The organism is Micromonospora sp. NPDC051543 (assembly GCF_044454415.1).
In the GTDB taxonomy this organism is placed as follows: domain Bacteria; phylum Actinomycetota; class Actinomycetes; order Mycobacteriales; family Micromonosporaceae; genus Micromonospora.
This window is the reverse complement of sequence record NZ_JBITDT010000013.1, coordinates 1-15,807: the sequence shown is the minus strand read 5'-3', so window position 1 is coordinate 15,807 and position 15,807 is coordinate 1. Positions and strand designations below refer to the sequence as shown.

The 15,807-nt window shown below is 70.6% G+C and carries 16 protein-coding genes; 5 read left to right on the top strand and 11 right to left on the bottom strand.

The annotated features are described in order from the left end of the window. Positions 1 to 14: 14 nt before the first annotated feature. From ACIA3K_RS23395 to ACIA3K_RS23375, 5 genes are all read right to left on the bottom strand, one after another. The gene (locus ACIA3K_RS23395) at positions 15 to 659 is read right to left on the bottom strand and encodes a Uma2 family endonuclease (RefSeq protein ID WP_396803719.1); all 645 of its coding nucleotides are present in this window, start codon (positions 657 to 659) and stop codon (positions 15 to 17) included. A 105-nt stretch (positions 660 to 764) separates the two neighbouring features. Continuing rightward, positions 765 to 1,430, bottom strand: coding sequence for a hypothetical protein (locus ACIA3K_RS23390; RefSeq protein ID WP_396803718.1), 666 nt, complete (start codon positions 1,428 to 1,430; stop codon positions 765 to 767). Between the two features lie 101 nt (positions 1,431 to 1,531). After that, complete coding sequence (locus tag ACIA3K_RS23385; protein WP_396803716.1) at positions 1,532 to 1,783, bottom strand: hypothetical protein; 252 nt, start codon at positions 1,781 to 1,783, stop codon at positions 1,532 to 1,534. Positions 1,784 to 2,000: 217 nt separating this feature from the next. Beyond that, a complete protein-coding gene (locus ACIA3K_RS23380) occupies positions 2,001 to 2,192 on the bottom strand; it encodes a DUF397 domain-containing protein (RefSeq protein WP_396803714.1) in 192 nt (63 codons plus the stop codon). Beyond that, positions 2,182 to 3,063 (bottom strand): helix-turn-helix domain-containing protein, encoded by an 882-nt coding sequence (locus tag ACIA3K_RS23375; protein WP_396803712.1) that lies wholly within the window; start codon positions 3,061 to 3,063, stop codon positions 2,182 to 2,184. Before ACIA3K_RS23375 ends, ACIA3K_RS23380 begins: the two co-directional genes overlap by 11 nt. 136 nt (positions 3,064 to 3,199) lie before the next feature. On the opposite strand from ACIA3K_RS23375, the gene ACIA3K_RS23370 reads away from it, so the two are divergent. Both ACIA3K_RS23370 and ACIA3K_RS23365 read left to right on the top strand, forming a co-directional pair. Further along, on the top strand, positions 3,200 to 3,442 hold the full coding sequence (locus tag ACIA3K_RS23370) for a hypothetical protein (protein WP_396803710.1): 243 nt from the start codon (positions 3,200 to 3,202) through the stop codon (positions 3,440 to 3,442). Beyond that, positions 3,439 to 3,708 (top strand): hypothetical protein, encoded by a 270-nt coding sequence (locus tag ACIA3K_RS23365; RefSeq protein WP_396803708.1) that lies wholly within the window; start codon positions 3,439 to 3,441, stop codon positions 3,706 to 3,708. Before ACIA3K_RS23370 ends, ACIA3K_RS23365 begins: the two co-directional genes overlap by 4 nt. A gap of 66 nt (positions 3,709 to 3,774) precedes the next feature. Here the strand turns inward: ACIA3K_RS23365 and ACIA3K_RS23360 are convergent, their stop codons facing one another. Both ACIA3K_RS23360 and ACIA3K_RS23355 read right to left on the bottom strand, forming a co-directional pair. Beyond that, positions 3,775 to 7,725 (bottom strand): CARDB domain-containing protein, encoded by a 3,951-nt coding sequence (locus ACIA3K_RS23360; RefSeq protein ID WP_396803706.1) that lies wholly within the window; start codon positions 7,723 to 7,725, stop codon positions 3,775 to 3,777. Between the two features lie 253 nt (positions 7,726 to 7,978). Continuing rightward, positions 7,979 to 8,515 carry a GNAT family N-acetyltransferase gene (locus ACIA3K_RS23355; RefSeq protein ID WP_396803704.1) on the bottom strand — a complete coding sequence of 179 codons (537 nt, stop codon included), beginning with the start codon at positions 8,513 to 8,515 and terminating at the stop codon, positions 7,979 to 7,981. A 51-nt stretch (positions 8,516 to 8,566) separates the two neighbouring features. Here ACIA3K_RS23355 and ACIA3K_RS23350 point away from each other — a divergent pair, with 51 nt between their 5' ends. Continuing rightward, positions 8,567 to 9,397 carry a YhjD/YihY/BrkB family envelope integrity protein gene (locus ACIA3K_RS23350; protein ID WP_396803702.1) on the top strand — a complete coding sequence of 277 codons (831 nt, stop codon included), beginning with the start codon at positions 8,567 to 8,569 and terminating at the stop codon, positions 9,395 to 9,397. Here the strand turns inward: ACIA3K_RS23350 and ACIA3K_RS23345 are convergent, their stop codons facing one another. From ACIA3K_RS23345 to ACIA3K_RS23330, 4 genes are read right to left on the bottom strand one after another with little or no spacing between them, the layout of a single operon-like run. Then, the gene (locus tag ACIA3K_RS23345; protein WP_396803700.1) at positions 9,398 to 10,615 is read right to left on the bottom strand and encodes an ABC transporter permease; all 1,218 of its coding nucleotides are present in this window, start codon (positions 10,613 to 10,615) and stop codon (positions 9,398 to 9,400) included. Continuing rightward, complete coding sequence (locus ACIA3K_RS23340) at positions 10,612 to 11,310, bottom strand: ABC transporter ATP-binding protein (RefSeq protein WP_396803928.1); 699 nt, start codon at positions 11,308 to 11,310, stop codon at positions 10,612 to 10,614. The genes ACIA3K_RS23345 and ACIA3K_RS23340 overlap by 4 nt, the downstream gene beginning before the upstream one ends. Before the next feature lie 44 nt (positions 11,311 to 11,354). Next, complete coding sequence (locus ACIA3K_RS23335; RefSeq protein WP_396803698.1) at positions 11,355 to 12,458, bottom strand: efflux RND transporter periplasmic adaptor subunit; 1,104 nt, start codon at positions 12,456 to 12,458, stop codon at positions 11,355 to 11,357. After that, positions 12,448 to 13,041 carry a hypothetical protein gene (locus ACIA3K_RS23330; RefSeq protein WP_396803694.1) on the bottom strand — a complete coding sequence of 198 codons (594 nt, stop codon included), beginning with the start codon at positions 13,039 to 13,041 and terminating at the stop codon, positions 12,448 to 12,450. Before ACIA3K_RS23330 ends, ACIA3K_RS23335 begins: the two co-directional genes overlap by 11 nt. A gap of 122 nt (positions 13,042 to 13,163) precedes the next feature. Between ACIA3K_RS23330 and ACIA3K_RS23325 the strand changes: the two genes are divergently transcribed. Both ACIA3K_RS23325 and ACIA3K_RS23320 read left to right on the top strand, forming a co-directional pair. Then, entirely contained in the window at positions 13,164 to 13,865 is a 702-nt protein-coding gene (locus tag ACIA3K_RS23325) for a response regulator transcription factor (protein ID WP_396803692.1), read from the top strand. Continuing rightward, the gene (locus tag ACIA3K_RS23320; RefSeq protein ID WP_396803690.1) at positions 13,855 to 15,687 is read left to right on the top strand and encodes an ATP-binding protein; all 1,833 of its coding nucleotides are present in this window, start codon (positions 13,855 to 13,857) and stop codon (positions 15,685 to 15,687) included. Before ACIA3K_RS23325 ends, ACIA3K_RS23320 begins: the two co-directional genes overlap by 11 nt. Positions 15,688 to 15,807: the final 120 nt, after the last annotated feature.

Here is a 15,807-nt window from a genome sequence, read left to right as displayed (position 1 = left end):
AGCGCGTGCGGGCCTCACCCCTCCCCGGCCGGCTCGTCGGGTGTCGCCTCCTCGCCGAGCAGGTCGGCCGGGTCGATCGAGAACTCGAACGGCTCCCGCATGACGAAACGCGTCCCGGCCGCAGCGGCGGCCACCGGCCGGTACTCGCCCTCGGTCAACTCGTACAGCGCGATGGTGGGGACCCGATTGCGCAGGTCGACCCGGAGGAAGAACGGCACGCCGACGGCGGCGTACTCACGCGGCCGGTCGATGATGTCCTTTCGCCGGTTTCCGGCAGAGACGATCTCCCCGAGGAGCACGGCGTGGTCGATGGCCATGGTCGTTCGACCGCCACCCGGGGCGTCGAGGATGACGATGTCCGGGATGAACAGGTCCTGGCCCGAGACGATGTTCGTCTCAAGGTAGAGCCACAGCTTGGCCCGGCGGGCTGCCTGCTTGAGGTGGAACGCGAGGTCCAGTTCCGCGTCCTGATGGTCGTACCCGGCATGTGGTGTCACGATCACGCTTCCGCTCAGGACCTCAACCTTGGGGCCGTTGGTCTCCGGCAACAGGTCGAGGGCGAGCTGCGCGGTCCACGGCTCGTCATGCCACCGCAGCACGTCGAACGACGGCTCGGTGTGCTGCGGCGCCGGCTCCGGCGCGAACGCTGCCTGGGCCATCCGGGCTCACCCCCTCAGCGGACCATCATGCTCAGGTCAGCCTAGCCACCGCCGCCCACGATGTGCGTCATCGCACACCCCGTCCGACGCGCGATTGCCGCACGCTCAGCCGCACTGGTTCTGATCCACGGGCCGGGCAGGCACCACGCCGTCGCCGTAGTTGGTGGCCAGGGTCGCGGCCCACACGTCCGGAACGGTCCTACCGCGGAAGGCCAGCGGGAGGTACTCCTGCAACGCGCCGCCCGCGTCCAGCATGGGGCCGAACCGCTCCTGCCATTCGCGGCGTACGGCCGAGGTCGGGAACCCCCGGAAGACCGCTACTTCGGGATCCCGCTCGCCCCAGCACCCCCATCTGCGGGACGGTCCGGTCACCGCGATGACGTTCGCCGAGATCGCGATCGAACCGAAGATGTCGCTGGCGGCCTCGTGGCCGATCAGCGCCCAGTAGTCGTCCTCGCTGGCCTCGACGGACAACGACAGCGCCGGGTACGACCCGTACTCCGACAGGTAGTACGTATCGCAATCCGGCTCCAGGACCAACAGCTCGACGCGCTCGTCGCCATGCCAGCGGGCCATCGCAGAGAGCGCCGGCCAGAAATCCGGGGCGAGGACCGCGTCGAACTCACCGAACAGCGACTCCCCCTCGATCTCACGAAAGACCTGGTCAGGCAATCTGACTGAAAGATCGAAGGTCGCTGCACAGCGGGAGTGAACGTTCAGGTAGGTGTGGTGATCGGTCACGACGGGCCCCTTCCCGGAGATCCCCAGCATGCTGCCCTACCGCAGCCGAGAAGCGCGAAGATCAACACCACATCGCCGGCCTGGCGGTATCCCCGCTCCCCGACACCCCCACATCGCCGAAACCGTGTCGATCAAGGGCGGCGCCGCCGGCTCGTCGTGGTCCGGTGCCGTACGACGGCCAGCCAGACCGCTGCGCCGATGCAGGAGACGGCCAGCAGGGACAGCAGCACCAGGGCCGGGTTGACCCAGACGGGCACCAGGTCGTAGGTGGCATTGCATCGATCGCGCAGGGGGAACCATCGCGACGACTCACGCCAGTGCACGGCGCGGTAGGCACTGTCGTAGCTGACGCCGGCCTGTCGGCAAGACTCCTCCGAGCTCATGGAGGAACCCGCGAACGCCCCGACGAACCAGGTGACGGCGGCGGCAGCGATCGAAAGCCCGGCCGTCGCGACAAACCAGCCCGGGGTCCTCCACCTGCCGGTGAATAGAGGTCCGCCCCACAGCCAGAGCACGAACACAGCGGGTACGGCGAGGCAGAGACCGGTCGCGACGACACCCATCGTGATTCTCAGCCTCCCGCGAGCGAGCCGGCCGTGATCATTGCACGGGCTGGTGCACCGCCGTGAACTGGACGAACGCGGCCCAAGCCGAGGGTGTGAAGGTCAGCGTCGGCCCCTGCCGGTCCTTGCTGTCGCGGACGCCGACCGTGTCGGCGAAACCGGCCACCTCGACGCAGTCGCCCTCGCCGCCGGATCGGGTGGACGTGCGCCAGACTCCGTCACGCTCCATGGGTCATCTCCTTCGCTGTGGCCGCGATCAGCTCACGGGACTCGTCGGCGCTCAGCGCCCGCTCGCCAAGGGAGCGCCAGGCGTCCTCATAGATCTCGATCTCGTGGGTCTTGTCAAGGTAGACCGCGCCGCACGGCCCGTCCATGTAGATCGTGGTCGGCTCCGGCTCGCGCACGTCGGACGGGAAGTCGAGCATGGTGAAGGTGCCGGCCTGCGCCCAGCGGACCAGGCCGGCGGCGAGCGGCAACACCCGGATGCCGATGTTGTGCTGCCGCGACGACACCACCAGGGAGTCCAGTTGCCGGGCCATCGCCGCGCGATCCCGCAGCGGCCGGCGCAGCACCGCCTCGTCCAGGATCACGTCGAGGCGCGGAGCACGCGGTATCGCACGGGCCAGCAGGCGTTGCCGGCGCAGCCGCACGTCCACCTTCGCCCGGCGATCCGCCTCGCTCATCTGCGGATGATCGGTGGCGATCACCTCGGTCATGTACTCGACCGTCTGCAACAACCCGGGGATAAGGTCCGCCTCGTACTTGCGAATACGGGTGGCGGCGGCTTCCAGGCCGACGTAGAGCTTGAACCAGTCCTTGATCGCTTCGCCGTAGCTGTGCCACCAACCGTGCGCCTTGGTCTCCCGAGCCAGCGACCGCATCGTCTCGATCGTCTCCGGGGACGCGCCGTAGACGCGACACATGGCCGCCACGTCGTTCGGGTGCATGGAGACCTGGCCGGTCTCGTACCGCCAGATCCGGGGTGCCGACCATTCCAATTCCTTGGCCGCCGCGGTGACCGTCACGTACGCGTTTTCGCGAAGCTCTCTCAGATATCTGCCGAGCTGCCTGCGTGGAACTGTGCTGCCGGAGTCGTCCACGTCATCTCCCTGACTGTCGTCGCGTAAGACGCCTCGTCCCTTGGTCCGGATTCTGCTCCGAAAGATTGTGCTGGGCCATCAGTGGAATGACCCTCATTGATGACGGCGACCGCGAAAATCCCACCGAAGGACGGCCATGGAAGCGACCGACGATCTGCCATTGCCGCCCTACGTGACCAAAGAGGACGTCGTGTTCGCACTGCGGGCGATCAGCGTGCACGCCCCCGTGCAGCGACCGGACGGCGAGCACTGCCGCAGGGATGACGCTCGGCACCCGTGCCGGCTGCACCGCTGGGGCCGCCGCGTCCTGCACGAGCGCGGGCTGACCGACGGCCAGATCCAGACGCTGGTGGACGGCGGAACGGTGGTCCTGCCATGAACGTCGCAACCGCGCCCCGCTGGATCATCCATCTGCCGACCACGCTGACCAGCCTCGACGAGGTCACCGCCCTGGCCGTGGCGCTGCGCGACTCGCTCGGTCACCTCACCGTCGTCGACTTCGGCGAGACCACGCTCAGCGAGGAGGACGCACAGTTTCTGCGTACCCGAGTGTTCTGTGACGCCCGGCTCGACGGCGCGGGCCGGTGCCGGCGGCCCGACGCCCACGACGGACGCTGCGCAATGGCGATCGACTCGGATTCATGAAAATCGGGGTGTCCGCGGCTCGCGGACACCCCGATTTCATTGAAACCGTGTTGATTAAGCGGCGGGTCAGCCGCCGTTGATGACGAACTGCGAGCCCGGCTGGATGACGATGTTGCCGTCGGCCGAGTTGGTGATGGTCACGTTCGTCAGGTTGGCGTTACCGCGCGCGCCGCTCATCGCGAGGATGCCGGCACCGTTGTTCGACTTGTCGATCCGTACGTTGGTGATGGCGACGTTCGGCATGTTGCCGCCGCCGTTCTTGAACTGGATGCCGTCGAACGTCGAGTCGATGATGTCGGTGTCCCGGATGGTGACGCCGGTGATGTCCCGGGTCGAGGGGAAGAGCGTGATGGCGCCGAACTCCTGGTCCTCGTTCCAGAACGCGCCGCCGGTGCGGTAGAGCCCGTTGTTGGCGATCAGCGTCGTGCCGGAGAACGGCAGCGGGTCGTGGTCGGTCGCCAGCATGATGCCCGGGTAGTTGGCGGTGTCGTAGATCAGGTTGTTCTCGATCGAGTTGTCGTAGCCGCCGTAGATGGCGATGCCGTTGGCCCGCCAGGGCAGCTGGACGGTGTTGTTGACGAAGTGGTTGTCGTGCGCGATGTCGACGCTGCGGTCCTTGACGTACGGGTTGGCCCAGACGGCGAGCGCGTCGTCGCCGGTGGTCCGGAACGACGAGTTGAACACCCGCGAGTTGCGCGTGCCGTTGCTGAAGTTGATGCCGTCGGCGTACGTGTCGCGGATCCGCATGCCGCTGAACTCCAGCCCGTCGGCCGGCCCCCACAGGTCGGGGATGTTGTCGTAGTCGCGGCCCACCCAGACGCCCACGTTCGCGTGCTCGATCCAGACGTTGCTGATCTTGGTGCCGGTGCCGAACCGGCCGTTCAGACCGACGCCGCCCTCGGCGTTGCCGTCACCGCCCCGGATCCGGCCGGAGCCGAAGATGGCGATGTCGGAGATCTGGGTGTTCTTGTCGATGTCGAAGCCGAAGTTGCCCTCGTGCGGGTGGTTGATGCCGCCCACCACGTTCTGCGGCTCGGTCAGCGTGTAGAGCTGCGAGTGCCACATGCCGGCGCCCCGGATGGTGACGTTGCTGATGCCGACCTGGTTGTACATGCCCCGGTTCAGCGGGTCGTCGGTCAGGATCTTCTGCTCCTGCCGCCACTGACCGGCGGGGATCCAGACGCAGCTGATGGCGCCGTTCTGGTCGTCGGTCACCGCCCGCTGGATGGCGGCGGTGTCGTCGAGCCCGTCGTTCGGGACCGCGCCGTACTGCGTGATCGAGGTGCAGCCGGACGGTTGGCTCAGCGGCGGGGCCACCTGCTCCAGGTCGATCATGTCGATGACGTAGAACGAGGCGGTGTCGCCCGAGTCGCGCTGCAACTTGAAGCGGGTGCCCGCCGGGTACGACTGCGACAGCAGCGCGTTCGACTCGTCGAAGAGTCGGCGGGCGTCGGCCTGCGGGGTGTTGGTCAGCGCCTCCGGCCCGTCGGTGTTGCCGTAGAGCCAGCTGTGCTTCGACGACAGGGTCAGCTTGCGGGAGAAGACGTCGTTGACGTAGAGGCTGATGGTCGCCTCGATGCCGCCGCCACCGGGCGCGTCCGGGATGGAGTTGCGCACCACGATGGCGTTGGCCTGGTTCGCCGAGGTGAACTCGACGAACTGGCCGGTGCCGGTGAGGCGTACCGACTTGCGGCCCGAGGACTCGCTGGCGAAGTTGGTGTGCCCGAACGTGCGCAGCGGGTCGGCCTCCAGCAGCGTGCCCGAGTAACGGCCGGCCTCCGCCTCGTACGAGACGTACGGCACCGCCGCGCCGCGTCCGACCACGATGGACTGGCTGAAGGTGTTGTTGCTCTCGTTGGTCTCGGCGACCACGTTCGTGGCGTCGGCGGTGGCGGTGATGGTCGCGCCGCCGCTGGTGGCGGTCCAGCTACCGCTGACGGCCACGGTGGTCGTCGCGCCGGCGGCAATCGAGGCGGTGTTCGTGTTGAGCGTGGTGCTGCCCACCACCAGTCGGGTGACGGTGGTCGCGCCGGTCGCGGTGGTGCCCCGGTTGCGGACCGCCACGGTGAAGGTGACGGACGCCCCGACGGCCGGGTTCGGCGGGTTCGAGGCGATGCTCAGCACCTGCAGGTCGGGCCCCGGCGCCTGCGCCACCACAAGCGGCGACGCCGCGGTGAGGCTGTTGTTGCCGTTGTTCTGCTCGACGACCGTGTTGGTCGGGTCGACCACCGCCGACACGGCGTAGCTGCCCATCGGTCGCGTACCGGCGTTGAACGAAACGGTCGTCGAGGCACCGGCGGCGAGCGCGCCCACCGTGGCGCTACCGACGAGGGCCCCGGCCAGGCTGAAGTTCACCGTGGTGGCCGCCGCGGCGGCGGTGCCGATGTTCTGCACGACGGCCGAGAGCGTGATCGCGGAGACCTCGCTGGGCGACGTCGGCGACCAGGACAGCGAGCTGACGACCAGGTCCGGGTTGGGGGCCGGCGTGCCGCAGACCTCCAGCTCGGCCACCTGGCCGGACGGAGCGCCGGTGTTGCCGGTGAACCGCAACTGCACGTCCGCCGTGGTCGCGCTGACCGGAATGGTCACCGTGTTGACGCCCTGGACGAACTGGTAGGCCGCCGCCGACACCAGGCTGGTGTACGACGACGACGCCTGGTCGCGGCCGAGGATCTGGATCGTCTGGGTACGGGTGCCCCAGGACGAGTCGGGGTTGAGCTTGACGGTGACGCCGGAGATCGAGTGGTTCGCGCCGAGCGCCACGGTGAGGTTCTGCGGGTAGCTGGCCGCGCCCTCCCAGTACGTGCCGAGCTGCCCGTCGTTCGCCTTGTCGGGGGTGAAGGTGAAGGTGGAGCCGCTCGCCGTCATGCTCTTGCCCTGCGCCACGTTCGTGCAGGCCGGGGGGTTGCTGCCGGTCCGGGTGACGGTGTTGCTGTTGCCGGACAGGTTGCCGGCGCCGTCGCGGGCGCGGACGTAGTACGACACCGTCGCCGTGGTCGGCTGGCTGTCCTGGTACGTGAGGACGGTGCCCAGCGTCGCGATCAGGCTGCCGCCCCGGTAGACGTTGTAGCCGGCCAGGCCGCTGCCACCGGTGTCGGTGGAGGCGCCCCAGGTGAGCGTGATCGTGCTGCCCGACGTGCTCTGCGACAGCGTCCCCGGCACGCTCGGCGCGGTGGTGTCGCCGCTGCCGGTGCGGGTCACCGTGTTGCTGTTGCCGGAGACGTTGCCGGCGGCGTCACGCGCCCGGACGTAGTACGACACGGTCGCCGTGGTGGGCTGCGTGTCGTTGAACGTGGTCACGGTACCGACGGACTGGAGGAACGCGCCGTTGCGGTAGACGTCGTAGCCGGCGACACCGCTACCGCCCGAGTTGTCGGTGGACGCGACCCAGGCGAGGCTGATGGTGGTGCCCGACTGGGTGTACGAGAGGTTGCCCGGCGCGCTGGGGGCGGTGGTGTCGGGGGTGGTGCCGCCGCTGCCGTACACCTCCAGCTCGGAGAGCTGCCCGGCCGGCCAGCCGCTGTTGGCGGTGATGGTGATCCGGACGTAGCGGGTGGCGGTGGCGCTGAAGTTGATCGTGGCGGTGCTGCCGCTCGCCGGGTTGAAGGTGTAGGTCTGCGACCCCACCAAATCGGTGAACGACGAACCGTCGGCGCTGCCCCGCACGCTCAACGTCTGCGTACGGGTGCCCCAGCCCGAGGTCGGCAGCTTCAGCACGACCTGGTTGACCGACTGTGACGAGCCGAGATCGACCTGCACCCACTGCGGGAACGAGTTGTTGACGCTCTCCCAGTAGCTGCCCGCGTTGCCGTCGACGACCTTCGACGAGTCGTAGACGTCGGCGTGCCCGCTCTCCTGGGTGGGACGACCCTGGGCGAGGTTGGTGGCCGCCGCGGCGAGGGCGCTGCTGGCGGCGGCCGGTTGGTCGGCGGGGCGGGCGGCGGAGGCCGCAGTGGCGAGGGCCGGGTTCGCGAGGGCGGTCGCGATCAGCGTGGTCGCGACTGTCGCCGCCACCATCCTGAACAGTGTCGCTCGTCGTCTCATGACTGTCCTGTCGTCGGGGGACGGTTGCCGCGGGCGGGGGTGACCGCGGCTGGGGGTGAGGGGTGCGGCGACATGCAAGACACGACTAGCGAGGATTTCCGAAGGGATGCACGAAACCAAGCATCGCTTTGTCGAAATCTTGCACGAGTTTGGCCAAAGGTTACTGACGTGCTACGGGAGCGTCAACACTTCGACCCACGTGACTATTGATGGGCGTGCTCGCGGGTCAGCGCAGGACGAAGGTCTCCAGCGCCTCGCCGCCGTACCAGTCGGTGCGCCGGCCCACGTGCGCCATGCCGAGTCGCCGGCAGACCGCCATCGACGGCTCGTTGCCCGGCGACACGACCGCGTAGATCTCGGAGGTGCCGGTGGCGAACTCCCGGGCGATGAGCGCACGCGCCGCCTCGGTGGCGTAGCCGTGACCCCACGAATCGGGGTGCAGGTGCCAGCCCACCTCGATGTCGTCGGTACGCCGTGTCCCGTCGCGCCCCGGCAGCGGCTTGAGCAGGACGGTTCCGGCCACCTGCCCGGTGTCGCGTACCTCGATCGCCCAGGTGCCGTACCGTCCCTGGTCGCTGGCGTGCCGCTCCTGCCAGAACCGCAGCCGCTCGGCCGCCTGCGAGGGGTCGCTCATCGGCAGGCCGACCACGTTCAACCACCGGGTGACGTCGGCCCGCGAGTAGATGTCGTAGATCCGGGCCAGATCCGCCGGGTCGTCGGTCCAGTCGCGCAGGTTCAGGCGTTCGGTGGTGACAACGGTCATGAACGGCGATCTTAGGGAGTGACCGCCCGCACGACAGGGAAGGAGAAGCCGATGGGCAGCGGTTGGCAGCGCGCGAAACGGATCATCAGTGCCGCGTTCCGTCCGGTGCGCGGACGCGACCTGTCGCTGCACGCCGCAGCGATCACCTTCTACGGGGCGATCGCCGTGGTCCCGGTGGCGCTGCTGGCCCTCTGGCTCACCTCGCTGATCGCGGGCGCCGATCGGGTACGCCGACTCACGTCGTACGCCGTGGAGGCCCTGCCGACGGCGATCGGCGCGCCCCGGGCGGTGGCCGCACTGGTCGACGCCGGGGTGCAGTTGACCCCGCTGCTGGCGCTGGCCTCACTGCTGCCGGCGTCGCTCTACGGCGAGGGGCTGCGCCGGGCGTTCGTGTCGGTGGCGGCGCCGCGTAGCGACGAGCACCTGGTGGGGTGGCGGGGACGGCTGTTGTTGCTGCCGCTGCTCGCGCCGGCCCCTGCGCTGCTGCTGTCGATCCTGCTGGCGTTGCCGCTCACCACCCGCCTGGTCCGTCAGGGTGGCTGGGTCGGCGTGCTGGGCATCGTGCTGTCCTTCCTGGCGGTCTGGCTGGTGCTCACACCGGTGCTGATGTGGGTGTTCCGGGTGGTCGGGCCGGCGTCGCCGGACTGGCTCTCCACCCTCGCGATCGGTTCGTTCACGGCGGCCAACCTCTCCGGGTTCCTGCACGGCTTCGTGCTGTTCGCGTCCCTGCCGCTGGACCTCGGCGTGCCGTTCGGCGGCTTCGACCCGATCGGCGCGGGCGTCGCCGTGCTCCTGTGGCTGTACGTGTTCCACGTGATCGTCCTGGCCGGCTACTCCGCCACCCTGGCACTCTCGCGTTGGCGCGCCCAGCGGTCGAGCTGATCACGCGCTGGCGAGCGCTTCGGTGGGGGTGAGGCGGGCGGCGCGGATCGACGGGTAGACGCCCGCCGCCATCCCGACCACCATCGCGCCGGCGATGCCGCCGGCCACCGAGGTCACCGGGATCGTCGGCGGCCAGCCCTGGTAGCTGGCGTACCCGACCGTCGCGAGCACGCCGAGCACCGCTCCGGCGGCCCCGCCGAGCACGGACAGCAGCACCGACTCGGTGAGGAACTGCACCCGGATCTGGCCCCGGTTCGCGCCGAGCGCCCGGCGTAGACCGATCTCCCGGCGGCGCTCCAGCACCGAGATGACCATGGTGTTGGCCACCCCGATCCCGCCGACCAGCAGCGCCACGGCGGCCAGCCCGAGAAACAGCGCGGAGAACGTGTTCTCGGTGGCCCGCTTGGCGGCGAGCGCGTCCGAGGGGCGGCTGACCTGGATCAGCCCCGGCAACTGCGGGTCGAGGGTGGCCGGCAGCACGGCACGCACGTCCTCCAGCGCGGTCTCGCGGGCCCGCACGTACACGACGGTGGGATGCCCGTCGAAGCCGAGCAGGTTCCGGGCCGCGTCCCAGCCGACCAGCACCGACCGGTCCAGGTCGGGGGCGATGGGCAGCGGATCGAGTACGCCGATCACGGTGAACCACCGTTCGCCGACGAGCACCTGGGGCGGCCGGGCCGGGTCGACGGTGGCGAACCCGAGCCGGCTCGCGGCCACGTAGCCGAGGACGGCGGTCGGCAGCCGGGCCGTGCCGTCGTCCAGGAACCGGCCGACGCGGACCCGTCCGTTGACGGTGGCCAGCAGATCCGGGCGCGCGGCGAGGGTCGTGAGTCCCGACGTGTCGTAGCGGTCCACCAGGTCGTTGCGGCGGACCGCGACGTGGGTGTTCGCGACCGCGCTCACCGTCTCCACGGGCCCGATCCGGTCCACCATCGCCACCGACTCCGCCGGCAGCAGCACGGGCGGGTCCTGGTCCGGCACGGGTTCGGCGCGCAGCAGGTTGGTGCCGAGAGCGGAGAGCTGGTCCATGAGGTCGCGTTGGCTGGACGCCGGGATGCCGACCACGACGATCATCGTGGCGATGCCGATGGAGATGCCCAGGGCGGACAGCGCCGCCCGCATCCGCCGGCTGGTCAGCCCGAGCAGACCGAGCCGGAGTACGTCGCTCGGGGCGAGCCGGGGCGGCCGGCCGCCGGGTGCCGCCGTGGGTGTGGTCATCGGTGCGTCCTGTCGAGGGTGTCGGAGACGATCCGCCCGTCGCGGATGTCCACCTGCCGAGGGGTACGGGCGGCGAGGTCCCGATCGTGGGTGATCATGGCGATGGTGGTGCCCTCGGCGTGCAGGCTCAGCAGTAGCGCCAGGACCGCCTCGCCGTTGGCGGTGTCCAGGGCGCCGGTCGGCTCGTCGGCCAGGACCAGCGCCGGGTCGTTGACCAGCGCCCGCGCGATGGCGACCCGCTGGCGTTCCCCGCCGGAGAGCTGGTGCGGCAGGTGGTCGACCCGGTGCGCCAGGCCGACCCGGGCCAGCGCGTCGATGGCCGTGCGGCGACGGCGACGACGGGGTACGCCGGCATAGAGCAGCCCGGTGGCGACGTTCTCGGCGGCGTCGAGCCCTCCGACGAGGTGGAACTGCTGGAACACGAAGCCGAGCCACCGACCCCGCAGCGCGGAGAGCCGCCGGTCGGACAGGTCCGTCACCTCCTGCCCGGCGACGCGTACCCGGCCGCTGGTGGGCAGGTCGAGCGTGCCCATGATGTTCAGCAGGGTCGACTTGCCGGACCCGGACGGTCCGACGATGGCGAGGAGTTCTCCCGCGCGTACGGTCAGCGAGACGTCGTCCAGGGCGGTGACGCCGCCCGGGTACGTCCGGCTCACCCCGTCGAGTTGCAGGACCGGTTCCGGGTACGCCGGGATCACCTCGGTCGGCGCGTCCCGGACCGGGAAGGGGATGACCGTGCTCACGCGGCGGTCACCACCGTGAGCCCCTCGGTGACACCGTCCCCGCTGACCTCGACGAGCCCCCGGGAGAACATCCCGGTCTCCACGGCCAGCAGCCCGCCGTCGGGCAGTTGGAGGGCGTGCCCGCCCTCGCGGAGCGCCACCAGCGCGCCGACCGGTACGGCCAGCACGTTCCGGCGGGCGCTCGTGGTGAACGTGACCTGGACCGACGCCGCGTCCAGCTTCCCCACGTCCGATGCCTTGGCCGGCGTGACGAGGACGTCCACCCTGGGTGGGCCGGATTGACCGGTCCCCGCGTCCGGGCCTGCGCCCTGCACGGTGTGGGAGATCGAGGCGACCCGGCCGGGGACCTCGGTCGTGTCGGGCAGGGTGATCGCGACCGTGGCGCCCACCCGGATGCTGCCGACCTCGGTCGCCTCGACCGCGACGGTCACCAGCTTGACCTTCTCGGTGACGGCCACCAACTCACCGCCGACCGGGTCACCGGGCAGGGCCTTCACCGCGCTCACCCGGACCGGCCCCGGCAGCACGACCGCCTGCCCGACCTCGATCCGGCCGGTGGGCTCCACGTCGAGTGCCTGCTGCCACTTCTTGATCGCGGCCACCAGCGTGTCGGTGAGCAGGGCCCGACCCGGGCCGATCCTCGTGCCGTCCTTCGCGCGGGTCGGCTGCGTGCCGATGGCGTACCCGAGCGCCTTCAGGTTGTCCCGCACGATCAGCACGTCGCTGCCCACCAGGCCGGGTTTGTCGAGGGTACGAAAGAGCGGGGTGCCGCCGAACAGCACCGGCACCGGTCGGTCGTCGACCCAGTACAGGGGCGTGCCCCGGGCCACCGTGTCACCGACCTTCGGCAGGCGGGTGACGACGCCCTCGCCGGCACCCTTGACCACCCGCTCCGGGCCGAAGCCGAGCGTTCCGTCGAGAGAGCGGCTGTCCGACAGGTCGGTGCGGCTCACCGTGGCCGTCGTCACCGGCGGCGGGCCGCTCGCCGTACCGTCGTCGTGCCGCCGCAGGGTCAGCGCCGTGACGCCCGCGCCGACGGCGACCACGACTGTCACCACGGCCACGACGAGCGCGGTCCGCCGCTTCGGCCTACCGTCCACCGAAGGCCTCCATCGTGCACTCGCGCTCCACCTGCGAGAGCGCCGGTCCGTCGAAGCCGCCCGAGGGGTCGGCGACCCCGTCGTCGTACGTCCAGCCGGAGCCGTCCGGGAGCGAGTGGATCTTCATGCCGCGACCCCGTAGGCACTGCACGTAGTCGTTCCACTGGCTCTCGTAGTTCGGGTTCCTCTTCTCGTCCAGCTCCGGCGGCTGAAGGGGCAGCTTGTTGGCGCACGCCACGTACGCCGCCTTCGGCTCGCCACTCTGGTCGAGCGAGATGCCCGGGCCGCTCCCCGTAGCGCCGGCCGAGCGGCCCTTGTTCTCCTTCACGCCGTTGTCCCGCAGGCAGAGGTGGTACGCGTACCAGAGCCGGTTCTCCTCCTCGTCGGTCGTGTCCAGGCGCAACTGCGGCCGACCGATCGTGGTCGCGCCGGACGTGGAGGTGCTCGGCGTGGCGGACGCCGTGGCGAGGGAGGCGACATCGGCGGCACCGTCGGCGGCGGACTTCTCACCGCCGCAGCCGGCGAGGACCGTGGCGAACAGGGTGAGCGCGGCGAGCCCGGCTCGTCGTGGTGCGTTCGTCATGGCGGCAGCCTCACGAACAGTTGTCAGAGACCTGTCAGGAAGCGGTCCTCATCCGGTAGCCCCAGCTCACGGGCGTCGCCGAGGGCGGCTCAGGACGGCCCGCAACACGTACAGTCGCTGCCGTGACCGCGCGGGTGCTGATAGCCGAGGACGACGAGAAGCAGGCCGAGTTGGTCCGCCGCTACCTGGAGCGGGAGGGGCACACGGTCGTCGTCGTCGGCGACGGGCGGGCCGCCCTGGAGCACCTTCGCCAACGCCCGCCGGACCTGCTGATCCTCGACGTGATGATGCCGAAGGTCGACGGCCTGGACGTCTGCCGCATCCTGCGCCGCGAATCCGACCTGCCCGTGCTCATGCTGACCGCCCGCGCCACCGAGGACGACCTGCTGCTCGGCCTCGACCTGGGCGCCGACGACTACATGACCAAGCCGTACAGCCCCCGCGAGCTGGTGGCCCGGGTGCGGACGCTGCTGCGCCGCAGCCAGCGGACGACGCACGCGGCCGACCCGGTGCTGCGGGTCGGTGACCTGCACGTCGACCCGATCCGCCACGAGGTACGCGTCGACGGACGACCCGTCGACTGCACGCCGGGCGAGTTCCAACTGCTCCAGGCGATGGCCGCCCAGCCGGGACGGGCCTTCACCCGGGACCAACTCCTCAGCCACCTGCACGGCTTCGACAAGTACATCACCGGCCGGACCGTCGACGTCCACGTCATGAACCTGCGCCGGAAGATCGAGCCGAACCCGCGCCGACCGGTCCGCCTGCTGACCGTCTACGGCGTCGGCTACAAGCTGGCGGAGGCGAGCCACCATGCGGCGTAAGGTGCCGCTGCACCGCAGCCTGCTGCTCCGGTTGCTCGCGCTGGCCGTCCTCATCGCCGTGGGCTCGATCGCCGCCACGGCCTGGCTGGCCGTCCGCACCACGACCGGGGCGATCCGGCAGGAACAGGGCCAGGCGCTCGCCGACGACGCCCGCATCTACGACACCCTGATCGGTTACGCGGCGACCCACCCGAGCTGGGACGGTGTCGACACCGCCCTGCGACCGCTCGCCGAGCGGGTGGGCCGACGGATCACCCTGACCACCGAGTCGGGTACGCCGCTCGCCGACTCGGCGCCGCAGGCCGGTCCGCTGCCCACCAAGCCCTCCGCGACCATCGACGCGCTCGCCGTCGACACCACGCTGACCCCGGGCTCCCCCGCGGTCGTCGACGCCGCGCGGATCGACCCCCGCGCCGCCGGCCCGTACCTGCTCCCGCCCGACGAGCGCCGCACGCTGCTCGACCGGGCGGACCAGGCCGTGCTGTGCCTTCGGGTACGGCCCAGGATCGCGGCCGTCGTGGCGCAGGGGCCGACCGGCCGGCCCCGGATCGAGACCCCCGGCACCGAGCTGGGCGACGACGCCATCTGCGGCGAGTCGCGGCGGAAGCTGGCCGACCCGACCGCCACCGAGAGCAAGGGCCTGGCGCAGCTCAACGCGTTGGTGAACACCTGCCTGGCCCGTCGCAAACTGGCGCCCGTGAGGGTCGACCTGGACTGGACGTGGAAGACGCAGCCTGCCCCCACGCGGAGCAGCCGCGCCGACGTCACCGAGGCCGACCAGGACCACAGCGAGGCGGTCAAGGCCTGTCTGGGCACCAGCCGCAGGGAACAACTCCTCCCGTACGTCGCGCCGGCGGCGAGCCTGTTCGTCTCCGATCCGGGCGGCCGGCCCACCACGACCTTCGACCTGTCCCGCGCCAACCAGGCCCGCATCGTGGCGGTCGCCGGTCTCGTGCTGCTGGTGACCGTCGGCGTCACGGTGCTGGCCGGTGTCCGGCTGACCCGTCCACTGCACGCGCTGACCGGCGCTGCCCAGCGGATGCGCGACGGCGACGGCGCGGCCCGTGTCCGCGTCACCGGCCGGGACGAGATCGCCCGGCTGGCCGAGGCGTTCAACGACATGTCCGAGCGGCGCGAACGCCTCGAACAGCTCCGACGCGCCATGGTCAGCGACATCGCCCACGAGCTACGCACCCCGGTCACCACGATCCGGGGCTGGCTGGAGGCCGCCGAGGACGGCGTGGCACCGCTGGACCGGCGGTTGGTGTCGTCGCTGCTGGAGGAGGCGACGTTGCTGCAACACGTGATCGCCGACCTGCAGGATCTCGCCGAGGCGGAGGCGGGCGCGCTGCGGCTGCACCCCGAGACGGTCTACCTCGCCGACCTGCTGGGCCAGGTGGCCGAGGCGTACCGCGTGCAGGCCGACCTGGCCGGCGTGACGCTGTCGGTGCTCCTCGACGCCGACCCGCAGGTGTACGCCGACCCGGTGCGACTGCGTCAGGTCGTCGGCAACCTGGTCGGCAACGCGGTACGCCACACTCCGAACGGCGGGCGTGTCACCATCAGCGCCGGGACGGCCGACGGGCAGGTGAGGATCGCCGTCGCGGACACGGGCAGCGGCATCAGCGCCGAGCATCTCCCCCGGGTGTTCGACCGCTTCTGGCGGGCGGAGAAGTCCCGCAGCCGGCAGACCGGCGGCAGCGGCCTGGGCCTGGCCATAGTCCGCAAGTTGGTGGAAGCCCACGAGGGCACGGTCCAGGCCGAAAGCACCCCCGAAAAAGGCTCAACCTTCACGGTCCACCTCCCCACCCAGCGGGGTTGATCAAGAGGTTCGCGTCATCCGGACCGCGGCGGGTTCAGGGTGTCGGTGCAAGCAGTAGCCGATCAAGGGCTTCTGCGGGAGTGTCCCATCCCAGGGTCTGGCGGGGGCGGCCGTTGAGTT

Coding starts and splice junctions, on each gene's coding strand:
- ACIA3K_RS23395 (WP_396803719.1), bottom strand. CDS start 659: ATGGCCCAGGCAGCGTTCGCGCCGGAGCCGGCGCCGCAGCACACCGAG.
- ACIA3K_RS23390 (WP_396803718.1), bottom strand. CDS start 1,430: ATGCTGGGGATCTCCGGGAAGGGGCCCGTCGTGACCGATCACCACACC.
- ACIA3K_RS23385 (WP_396803716.1), bottom strand. CDS start 1,783: ATGAGCTCGGAGGAGTCTTGCCGACAGGCCGGCGTCAGCTACGACAGT.
- ACIA3K_RS23380 (WP_396803714.1), bottom strand. CDS start 2,192: ATGGAGCGTGACGGAGTCTGGCGCACGTCCACCCGATCCGGCGGCGAG.
- ACIA3K_RS23370 (WP_396803710.1), top strand. CDS start 3,200: ATGGAAGCGACCGACGATCTGCCATTGCCGCCCTACGTGACCAAAGAG.
- ACIA3K_RS23365 (WP_396803708.1), top strand. CDS start 3,439: ATGAACGTCGCAACCGCGCCCCGCTGGATCATCCATCTGCCGACCACG.
- ACIA3K_RS23360 (WP_396803706.1), bottom strand. CDS start 7,725: ATGGTGGCGGCGACAGTCGCGACCACGCTGATCGCGACCGCCCTCGCG.
- ACIA3K_RS23355 (WP_396803704.1), bottom strand. CDS start 8,515: ATGACCGTTGTCACCACCGAACGCCTGAACCTGCGCGACTGGACCGAC.
- ACIA3K_RS23350 (WP_396803702.1), top strand. CDS start 8,567: ATGGGCAGCGGTTGGCAGCGCGCGAAACGGATCATCAGTGCCGCGTTC.
- ACIA3K_RS23345 (WP_396803700.1), bottom strand. CDS start 10,615: ATGACCACACCCACGGCGGCACCCGGCGGCCGGCCGCCCCGGCTCGCC.
- ACIA3K_RS23330 (WP_396803694.1), bottom strand. CDS start 13,041: ATGACGAACGCACCACGACGAGCCGGGCTCGCCGCGCTCACCCTGTTC.
- ACIA3K_RS23320 (WP_396803690.1), top strand. CDS start 13,855: ATGCGGCGTAAGGTGCCGCTGCACCGCAGCCTGCTGCTCCGGTTGCTC.